Annotated in this window: 10 protein-coding genes; 1 reads left to right on the forward strand and 9 read right to left on the reverse strand. The window is 69.3% G+C overall.

All coding sequences use genetic code 11. The annotated features are described in order from the left end of the window. Positions 1-26: 26 nt before the first annotated feature. The 8 genes from ACLFMI_RS05510 to ACLFMI_RS05545 all read right to left on the reverse strand — a co-directional run bounded on the left by ACLFMI_RS05510 (position 27) and on the right by ACLFMI_RS05545 (position 5,399). Entirely contained in the window at positions 27-1,235 is a 1,209-nt protein-coding gene (locus ACLFMI_RS05510) for a helix-turn-helix domain-containing protein (protein WP_405419939.1), read from the reverse strand. Continuing rightward, positions 1,232-1,540, reverse strand: coding sequence for a putative quinol monooxygenase (locus ACLFMI_RS05515; RefSeq protein WP_405419936.1), 309 nt, complete (start codon positions 1,538-1,540; stop codon positions 1,232-1,234). Before ACLFMI_RS05515 ends, ACLFMI_RS05510 begins: the two co-directional genes overlap by 4 nt. 193 nt (positions 1,541-1,733) lie before the next feature. Further along, the gene (locus ACLFMI_RS05520; protein WP_405419933.1) at positions 1,734-2,564 is read right to left on the reverse strand and encodes an aminoglycoside phosphotransferase family protein; all 831 of its coding nucleotides are present in this window, start codon (positions 2,562-2,564) and stop codon (positions 1,734-1,736) included. Positions 2,565-3,320: 756 nt separating this feature from the next. Further along, the gene (locus ACLFMI_RS05525; protein ID WP_405419930.1) at positions 3,321-3,782 is read right to left on the reverse strand and encodes a CBS domain-containing protein; all 462 of its coding nucleotides are present in this window, start codon (positions 3,780-3,782) and stop codon (positions 3,321-3,323) included. 3 nt (positions 3,783-3,785) lie between these two features. Beyond that, entirely contained in the window at positions 3,786-3,986 is a 201-nt protein-coding gene (locus tag ACLFMI_RS05530) for a rhodanese-like domain-containing protein (protein WP_405419928.1), read from the reverse strand. Continuing rightward, positions 3,983-4,303, reverse strand: a complete 321-nt coding sequence (locus ACLFMI_RS05535; protein ID WP_405419926.1) for a DF family (seleno)protein — start codon at positions 4,301-4,303, stop codon at positions 3,983-3,985. Before ACLFMI_RS05535 ends, ACLFMI_RS05530 begins: the two co-directional genes overlap by 4 nt. After that, the gene (locus ACLFMI_RS05540) at positions 4,300-4,887 is read right to left on the reverse strand and encodes an alkylmercury lyase family protein (protein WP_405419924.1); all 588 of its coding nucleotides are present in this window, start codon (positions 4,885-4,887) and stop codon (positions 4,300-4,302) included. Before ACLFMI_RS05540 ends, ACLFMI_RS05535 begins: the two co-directional genes overlap by 4 nt. A gap of 107 nt (positions 4,888-4,994) precedes the next feature. Then, entirely contained in the window at positions 4,995-5,399 is a 405-nt protein-coding gene (locus ACLFMI_RS05545; RefSeq protein WP_405419921.1) for a MerR family transcriptional regulator, read from the reverse strand. A gap of 860 nt (positions 5,400-6,259) precedes the next feature. Between ACLFMI_RS05545 and ACLFMI_RS05550 the strand changes: the two genes are divergently transcribed. Next, the gene (locus ACLFMI_RS05550; protein WP_410946617.1) at positions 6,260-6,649 is read left to right on the forward strand and encodes a DUF4870 domain-containing protein; all 390 of its coding nucleotides are present in this window, start codon (positions 6,260-6,262) and stop codon (positions 6,647-6,649) included. Positions 6,650-6,653: 4 nt separating this feature from the next. Here ACLFMI_RS05550 and ACLFMI_RS05555 read toward each other — a convergent pair whose 3' ends face one another. Beyond that, complete coding sequence (locus ACLFMI_RS05555) at positions 6,654-8,078, reverse strand: transposase (RefSeq protein ID WP_410946635.1); 1,425 nt, start codon at positions 8,076-8,078, stop codon at positions 6,654-6,656. Positions 8,079-8,214: the final 136 nt, after the last annotated feature.

Genomic DNA, 8,214 nt, shown 5'->3' on the forward strand with positions numbered 1-8,214 from the left:
GGTATCTACTGAGGGTGCAGGTGGCTTCAGCCGCCTCGAGTGAGTTCGGCCAGGGCGCGGACGTCGTCGTCGTAGGCGCGTTCGTGCAGCAGGTCGCTGATCAGCTCTCGGGCTCGGTTGTGGTTGGCGATCTGTTCGGGTGCGATCTCGGCGGCTGTGGTGAGTGTGGCGACGACCTCGGTGGTCCGGCGGAGCTGCTGGTTTGCGGCCGCGACGTCGATGAGCAGCCGGGCACGCCGCTCGGCGGACAGGGTGGACTGGTCGGCGTGCTCGGCGACCCGCAGTGCGCGTCCGGCGTCGCCCAGTGCCACGGCCACGGCGACCTCGTGGAGGTTGACGTTCGCGGGGCCGAACTCAGTGTCGTAGTCGTTGCGGCCCTCGCCGATGCGCTCGGCGGCACTGCGCGCGGTGTTGAGGTGCCGGTACGCATCCTCGGCCTCGCCACTGCGCGCGGCGGCCACAGCGAGTTGGAGATGTAGCGCACCGAAGATCGCCACCGCCGGTGGCGCGGCATCGTCGGTGACTGCCAGTGTCTCGATCGCCTCGGCCGCTGTGCCGGCGACCTGGAGCGCCAGGTCGTAGCGGCGGGCGGCCTGGAACGCGATCGCTAGCCGGAACGCCGCCTCGGCCATCATCAGAGGCTCGTCCAGCTCCTCCGCCGCTGCTGACGCGCGATCGATCGCCACCCAGGCGGCCCCGTTGTCGCCGAGCTTGGACAAAGCGCCAGCGGCGGCCAGGTAGATCCGCGACTTCGCGGTCAGCGCTCGCACGCGATCAGGCTCGGGGGTCTGACGGACCAGGGGCTCGATGTCGGCCACCAGCTCGACCAGCAGCTCCGCGGTCTCCTCGTACCGGGACGCGTGCGTGAGCTCCCACGCCCGATCGGTCCGCTCTTCCACATCGGTGAGATCCGCCGGCTCCGGCATCTCGACCACGGCCCGCAGCGCACTATTCGAGGCCAGCGTCAGCGCCAATGTGCTCGCGGGCGCCGGCTTGTCTGATCGCGTAGCGATCAACGACTGAGCAGGTGCCAACTCGGTCACCGGCACGTCGAGCGCGTCAGCGAGCTTCTCCAGTACCGACATGCGATCCAGGCGGCGGACTCCTCGTTCCACCTGGCTCAGCCAGGTCTCGGAACGGCTGATCTTGCGCGCCAACTCCGACTGCGAATAGCCAAGACGTTTCCGTAGAAACGCCACTCGCCTACCGAAGTCCTTCTGCTCGTCGTTGCTCACTGCGGTAGATTCTTTCCGCTTGTGGGCTGCAAGAACTCCACTCGCGTGTTCGCGATGTACTGCTCCCGCTCCGCGAGGAATGCCTTCACGTGGGGAGTCTCCTCGTGCGTCTCGAACGCGGCACGATCGGCGTAGACCTCGTAAAACACCCGAGACAGCGGTGCGCCCTCCACCTCGTTCACGGTGTACAGGAGCGTACCGGGCTCCCGTTCGCGAATACCGTCGCCGGTGCGCGCCACCAGCGCGTCAAACTTCCGAGCCGCGTTCTCGTCGACGAGGTCGAATCGGACGATCAGTCCATACATTGCGACACCTCCCATTCTCACTTGACTGTCACACCAAGAGTACTACCTAGAACTAAAAGTGCGACTTGCGGGAGGGAGGTAGGCGCCCGACGGCGCGGGCGGAGCTTGGCGCAGCCGCCGCTCCCCACCACGTGTCGGCGGTGCCCCATTGAACTTCCGCCAACGGCTGCTGCCCAAGTCGTTCTACCTTGCGTCACGCCTGCAGCAGTTCCGCTGTGCGGCCGAGGCGGGCTGCCCATGCGGCGTCGCCGTCAGCGCCGTTGAGAGCTTCGCCACGTGCTCGCTGGCGTACCCATGCCGCCGCGCGTCCGGGATCGAGGTTGGCTGCTGCGGCGTAGCGCTCGACCCAGGACCACGCCGTTCGCGAGTCGGGGGCTACCGGGGCGAGGGGGTCGATGAGGGCCCACACGTCGGCGTGCCGATCGCCGCGAACGGCGTGCGGGTCGATGACGCGCCAACCGGCTCCGTGGCGAAGCGCGTTGGCGCCGTGCAGGTCGGCATGGAGCAGGACATCGTCGTCAGCCGGATCAAGCAATGGCGCGTCGCCGAGGACCCGCCGCCACGCTCGGGCGTAGTCACCGCCGATGTGGGGGATCGACGCCGGCACGGGGCCCGAGGCGCTGTGCAGTCGTCCGACGAGGGTGCCGAGCACGTCGAGTCGGTCCTCCCACGACACGTCGGTCGCGTCGAGCGCGGTGCCGGGAGCAAGTCGTTCCAGCAGGAGCGTGAATCCATTGTCGCGTTGGTCCCGCAACTCCGCTGCCGCGCCAGTGTGCGCCCAGGCCATCAACGCCGTTCCTTCGGCGGCGAGCTGCTGATCGTCGGCGTGCCCGCGCGGATGGACCTTCAGTACGACGTCGTCGGTGGCAAGGACAAGCGCCACGTTGCCGCCGGCCAGGGGCCTGATTCGACGCAAGGTCCACGCCTCGACGGCTGCAGCCGCTCGCGCGTCCACATCGCGCGCCATCCGTTCGATGTCCGCGTCGGGCCAGTACTGCGCCCACTGCCATTTCAGTTCGTCCACGACGGCATGATCCGGCATCTCGTGGCTGCGGGGCTCCGAGTTCTTGGACAGCTGGCAACCGGCGCCGAGGCGACCGGTCGGACGACCCGGCGGTGCACCCGGCATCGATGCCGAGCATCTGCCCTTCGGCTTTGATGATCGGCTGGAACTCGCTGTCGGCCGACGTCCCCACTTCGCGATCGTGACGAACTGTCCCGTGGCTGTCCCGTGCGCCTGCTGCCGAATCTGCCTCTTTGGGATCAAGGCGCCGCCTCCGGCGGCGCGGGGCCGGCCACGCCGGCCCCGCCGCTTCGCTCACTACACCTCCGGCCCGTTCGCGGCGTCGGGGCCGGCTACCCGGCCCCACGACCGGGACGACGATCAGATTCACTAGCCGGGTCGGCCGCACATCGAACAAGATGAACCCGTGACTCCGCCCGGACTCGAGCTATGGCAGCCAGCGGTCGACTCGGCGGAGGACCATCCCAAGCGTGCCGCGCTCGTGCCAACCGCGGGCAATCACGGCGTTCCGCACGATGTCGAGGCCGCTGCTCAGACGGCCGGCGATTGACGGGTGCTGCTCGTGGCGGCGGGTTGCGGCCCGGCGCTTGACCCAGACCGCGCAGTCCAGGCAGCTCCCGACCTCTGGGTGCTCGCCGAGGCGGACCAGCTGGGTGTCCGCATAGTCACCTCCACAGCACCAGCATGCGGTCGATGATGGGCCCTCTGGTCGAGATGCCGCCGTCATCGATGCCTCTCCGGACGCTCGGCTGTGGACTACGTTAGGTCGTCCGGATGGACGGTACCGAGGAAACGGCCGTCCGGGTCGGTCACGATCGCGTAGGTCAGGTCACGATTGACGAGCCGCGAGCGGACCGCTTCCAGCGGTTCATGCGGGCGCAGCGTGGATGGTCCAGCTTCCATCACCTCGGCCGCTGTGCCGGCGTTCATCTGATCGAGATGAATGCTGCGGAGTCGACCGAGCAGGATGCGATCAGCCGTAGTGACCAGCGCAAAGGTGTGGGGCGACGCCGCGACGCGGGCGCGCAGGTCCGCGATCGGCTCGTCGGGCCTGGTGGTGACGACGTCGTGGCGCAGGTGTTGGCCGATGACCGGGGCGTCGGCGCCGGTGCCCTCAACGGGCAGGTTGCGGGCGAGCCAGTCGACCTTCCCCGGCAGGTAGTCGTGGACCTGGGTGAATCCGAGCGCTTCGAGCCGGCACGCGGCCCGTGGACTCATGTCTCAAAGGCCGTCCCAGCAGTAGACGACGACGGGGCGGGCGCGGTTGAGGTCCGCGGTGGTGGCGGCGTCGAGCGACTTCAGCGGGATGCTGACCGCGCCGGGCAGGTGCATCTCGGCGTACTCCTCGGCCGGGAGCACCTCGACCAGCTGTGCCCCCTGGTCAAGCAGGCGGCGCAGTCCCGGGTAGCCGATCGTGGTCATCGTGTACCCGGGTCTACCCGGAGCAACGCCAGCACCCACTCGTCGGACGGCATGCCGCTGACCCCGCTCGGGCCGACGTACAGTCGGCAGCTCAGGCCGTAGTCCCGCCGAGCCTCCGCGCCCGGCTCTACGTCGCGGCCGTCGACACGGACCGTGGGCGAGCCGAGAAACTGCTCGCGGTGCGCATCTTCGCCGTCGGCGATCATCCGCACCCGGACCGGGTCGGTAACGCCGGACTCGGCTACCAGCCGCCTCAGCCGCGGCAGATACTCCTCGGCGTGCGGGCAACCGTCGGTGTGCAGCATCTCCACGATCACGTGCGTATCTCCATCCCTGCGGATAGCGCGTCCGGACCAGGCGTCGCGGCCAGCAGCGTCCCGAACGACCAATCTGCGATCTGGACGGCCCGTGCCTGGTCGAGCACGAGCCCGGTCAGCTCGACGCGCCCCAGCCGATACTCCTCAGCACGACGCCGGTCGCCATGGAACGTGAGCAGCGGGCACAGGCAGTCCGCGGCCGGACCGCATCCGCGGCTCTGCGCCAGCAGGACCACCGTCTCCTCCGGCAACCAGCGCCACGTCCCGTCTCGGCGCTCGACTCGGATCGGCCGCCCATCAGCCGGATCCGCCGACTCGATGACGCCATCCCGGCCGGTCATCAGCGGGATGCCCAGCGCGTCGATCGCGCACATCGCATGCACTGGCGTCGCGCCGTCCAGGTGCACCACGTGTCCGGTCGGCGACCCGGAGAACGGGTAGGCCACGGTGACTCGTCCGTCGTCGAGGTGCACCAGGTCCACCTCGTCCAGCTGCCGGAACGCTTCGGCCACGTCAACGCCCACGGGCAGCGTGACGTCTTCGCGGCGCGGTGCCTGCCCGGTCTCCATGAACGCGCGCAGCACCGCGCGGTGTACCTGCCCGGCCGTCGCCGTCAGGCCCGCCTGCCGGGCGACAACCCCGCTCTGCTCCGGGTCGCACAGCGACTCGATCCGCAGCGGTCCATCGGTACTCACTGGCCCTCCCCATCGCTGCTGATCTCGACCAGGATCGGGCATTCCCGCCGATCCCGCGGCTGTTCACAGGTCTGCACGAGCCGGGCCAGCCCCGACCGCATCGCCTGCAGGTCCGCGATCCGGGCATCCAGGTCCGCGATCTTCGCGGTCGCCAGCTCGCGGGTGCCGTCGCAGCTCACCGGACCGCCATCGGCCAGATGCAGCAGCGACTCGACGTCGTCGAGCGTGAAGCCGAGGTCCTGAGCCCGCTTGACGAACCGCACGAGCCGCACCGCCTGCGGGCCGTACGCCCGATAGCCCGAAGCCGACCGCTCCGGCTCCGGCAGCAACCCCCGGCGCTCGTAGTACCGCAGTGTCTGCGGGTTCACCCGAGCCTGCGCGGCCACCTCACTCGTCCGCATGCGTCGAGCATGCACCCTGTACCGGGGTACCAGGTCAAGCCTTGCGGCCCCGCCACAACCGTGCAGACGACCGTCGTTCATTACCTGTTCCATCGCCGATCCGGCCCGGCTAGACCGCTCCCCGCAAGATCCACTGCCTCCGGCGGCCGGGCGCTGCCCGAACCCGGCACCGCTTCGGAGATCGGGGGAGTACAGGCTGGTGATCTCCTCACGGCGCGCCGAGACGGCAGCCAGACCGGGGAGTGGGGCACAAGGCGGGACTGAGTACCTTGCACCCCACTCCCCGGTCTGGCAGGGACGGGCCCGCGCCGCGAGGAGATCACCAGCAGGCCAGGCGAGTGGGGGAAGAGGCCCCGCGTGGGACGCTTTTGGGACACGAAACGACGCGACATCGGCCGAAATCGACCCCGAACGACCACCACTCTGCGGGTGGAAAACCCCAGTTCACAAGGGATATCCGGGTCTAGCCGTAACGACAGCGCCAGAGTCCGCGGGTTGTGGGTTCGATTCCCACGGGGCCCACACAACATCAGGTCACCACGCCGGCGTGGTCGTCAGCTCAAGATCGCAATACCACTTCGGGGCCACCTGGGTCTTTCCCCTTGGCGTCAGTCGGCGTGGACGAGGACCGGGCCGGCTTTGACGAGGTCGGTGACTCGGCGGGGGCAGCAGCTGTCGTGGACGCCGCCAGCCAGTCCGGATCGGTGCGCTTGTCCGAATGATCGGGTATCGGCGCCGTGTCGGCTGGTTCCCGCTTCCGGACCGGTGGCTGGCAGGGTGGTCGGTGCATACCGGTGGCCCTCGTTCAGCTGTGCCGGCGCGCAGCCGACCGGGCTCGCGGACCAGAGGAAGGGTTTTCGATGTCGCAGCCGTACCCCAGCCATTCCGCGCCCAGGCCGCCCGAGAGCAGCCGGATCGCAGCCATCCTCGCCCATCTCTCGGCGCCGATCGCCGCGGTGCTGAGTGCCGGACTGCTGAGCCTGCTCGGGCCACTGCTGGTCTGGCTGGTCAAGAAGGACGACCCGTTCGCGCGCAGGGCCGCCGCCGGGGCGTTCAACTTCAACCTGTTGTTCTGGGTGCTCTTCCTGCTCAGCTGGTTGCTGATCATCACTGTGATCGGGGTCATCGTCGCTGTTCCGCTCATGCTCGTCCTGTTCGTGGTCTCCGCGTGGTGCCACGTCAAGGGAGCGGTACGGGCGTCGAACAACCAGACCTACGACTACCCCTTCCAGCTCCGGGTGCTGTCCTGATTCCCTAAGCAGTTGGTGCTGTCAAGCGGCGGGTTCGGCCGGGCTTGACGTCCATGGCTGCTGAAGGTGAACCTGGGTAATGGGAAGGTCGCCTCGTGGAGCGCTTCGGGCGCGTTGATTCGGTCTGAGGAGCCTTCCCGCTGCTCTTCTTCGATCGGCGTTGGGCGCGGATGTCGTCGGGAACGGTGTAGCGCTCGGCGATGATCTGTTTGGCCTGCTCAGCGGTGACCTCGGTGCCATCGACGTCGCAGAGCTGGTAGGCCCGCCCGCGTTGTAGGACCCGCCATCCGCGTTCGGCGAGTTTGGCGGCGACGACGCAGACCGCCTTGGTGTGCACCGCGCCCTTGTGCACCATCTGCTCGTAGTAGACCGCGGCCAGTTGCGGGTCGTGGCGACGGGCGGTGTCGGCCGAGCGGGTCAGTTGGGTGCGCAGGGCCTGGTTGCCGGCCTTGGACATCGGTTGGCCTTTGCGGTCGGTGTCGCCGGTCTCGGACGCGCGTGGGGTCAGGCCGGTGAACGACTTGACCTGGCTGCCGCGGGCGAAGCGGTCGGGGTCGCCGAGCACCGAGACCAGCATCGGTGCGCCGATGGCGCCGAGGCCGGGCAGGCTGCGGGCGAGCTGGTCGGGGTCGACGTGGCGGTAGTCCTGCTCGCGGGCGGCGGCGTGGCGGTCACGCTCGGTCTCGGTGGCGCGCAGCAGCCGGATCTCGGTAGCGATCTCGTCGGCGAGCACGTCGAAGGCGATCGCGGCGTTGTCGCCATAGAGCTCGCACGCCGAACCGGCTACCGCCCGGAACGCGTCGGCCTTGTCCCCGGGATCGCCCCGCCCGGCCGAGGCCTCGGCGATCACGGTGTCGAGCTGCTCGCCGGCGGCGACCAGCGTGCGGGGGTCGCCGTAGTGCTCGAGCACGGCCAGATCCACGCGAGCGAGCTTCTGCGTCAGCACCGCCCCGATCTCGGGCATCACCTGGCGAGCCAGCTCGATGATCCGGGTCTTGCGTTCACCGATCTCACGGGTCAGCCGCGTCGCGGCGCGCACGTGCCGGTCCAGCCCCGCCCACGCGGGCGTGGCGGGCAGGGCCACCGGTGCCAGCCCGCCGGGGTCGACCAGCGGTAGCCGGGCCAGGGTGTGCGCGTCGATGGTGTTGGACTTGGCGTGGCGGGACAGGAACCGGCGCAGGTCCGCGGCCTTGGCCGAGGAGACCCGGTAGACGGTGTGTCCGCGGGCGGTGAACCACACCGCCACCGGCAGCCACGCCGGCCCGGTCGGCTCGATCACCACCTCCAGCCGGGTGCCCGGCGCGGCGTCGGCCAGCGCGGCGGTCTCCAGCCCGGCGAAGCTCTCGGCCCGTGGATGAACCCGCCGTTTAGCCAGCACCCGGGTGTTCGGGTCGAGGACTTGGGCGGTGTGGGCGGTCGCGATCCCCAGATCTAGCTGTGAACCGCCCCGGCGTTTCCGGAGACTTGATCTTCTGAGGAGATGGAGTCATGACACGTCGCTCCCCGTCGTATCCCAAGGAACTGCGCGAGCGGGCGGTTCGGATGGTCGCCGAGCTCGAGCCTGA

The sequence above is a fragment of the Pseudonocardia nantongensis genome (assembly GCF_046546495.1).
Lineage (GTDB): Bacteria > Actinomycetota > Actinomycetes > Mycobacteriales > Pseudonocardiaceae > Pseudonocardia > Pseudonocardia nantongensis.